This is a genomic window from Rhodopseudomonas sp. B29 (genome assembly GCF_000333455.1).
Lineage (GTDB): Bacteria > Pseudomonadota > Alphaproteobacteria > Rhizobiales > Xanthobacteraceae > Rhodopseudomonas.
Genome location: NZ_BADD01000789.1, coordinates 1 through 938 on the forward strand (window position 1 = coordinate 1; position 938 = coordinate 938).

The following is a 938-nucleotide window of genomic DNA, read 5'->3' on the forward strand; positions in this document are numbered from 1 at the left end:
CGCGTCATCGCCTGCCGCAGCAGCGCGATACGCATGAGCGACGAACACGGCGTCGCAGAAGCCGGCACCGTGCATCAGCATCGCGGCAAGCCAATCACGCAAGCTGGCGGCGTCGGTGATATCGCCCGCCTCCACCGCCCATTCGATGCCGCTGGAATAAGAGAACGCGCCGACCGGAAACGCCGGCGACAGCCAGGTCATCAGCCGATACAGCGTCGCGTGCTGCGCCGGCGACAGCGCCTCGTCGATCGGCGCCTCAGTGCTCATGCTTGTGGGAATGACCGTGGTGGTGGCCATGGTCGTGGCCGTGATCATGACCATGATCATGCGAGTGGTCGTGGCCGCAATGCTCGTCGTGGACGTGATCGGGATGGCCGTGATCATGACGATCATGGCCGTGATGATCGTGATGGCCATGATCATGATGGCCATGGCCGTGGTGGTCATGCCCGTGAGCATGATCGTGTTCGGCCTCGTGCTGCGCCGCATAGGCGCCGCCTTCGGGATCGAACGGCGCCTCGATCTCGATCACCTTGGCCCCTAAGCCCTTGGCCATCTCGGCGATGACGTGATCGCGGCGGATACGCAGCGCCTTGGCCATGATCTGCGTCGGCAGATGGCGGTTGCCGAGATGCCATGCAAGCCGCACCAGATGCAGCGGATCGCGGCCGCGGATCTCCAGCAAAGGCTCGGCGGCCGCGACGACTTCGACGAGGCGGCCGTCGTCCAGCACCAAGGCGTCACCGCCGCGTAGCGCCACCGCCTGTTCGAGATCGAGCAGGAATTCCAATCCCCTCGTGCCGGTCATCGCCATGCGGCGGCGATGCCGGTCGTCGAAAGCGAGCACGATGGTGTCCGCGGGTTGTTCGGTCCAGCGAGGCTGGCCGCGGACGGCGGTGGCGCGAAGCATGGAAGGTCCTATCTGGTGACGACGTTAG

2 protein-coding genes are annotated in these 938 nt (G+C 65.4%); both read right to left on the reverse strand.

Features of this window, described 5'->3' with window-relative positions:
• A partial coding sequence (locus I5M_RS28305) for an urease accessory protein UreF (RefSeq protein ID WP_376738705.1) occupies positions 1–297 on the reverse strand: 297 nt, incomplete at its 3' end.
• A complete protein-coding gene (locus tag I5M_RS28310) occupies positions 257–910 on the reverse strand; it encodes an urease accessory protein UreE (RefSeq protein WP_022724480.1) in 654 nt (217 codons plus the stop codon). The genes I5M_RS28305 and I5M_RS28310, both read right to left, overlap by 41 nt.
• Between the last annotated feature and the right edge of the window lie 28 nt (positions 911–938).

Coding starts and splice junctions, on each gene's coding strand:
- I5M_RS28310 (WP_022724480.1), bottom strand. CDS start 910: ATGCTTCGCGCCACCGCCGTCCGCGGCCAGCCTCGCTGGACCGAACAA.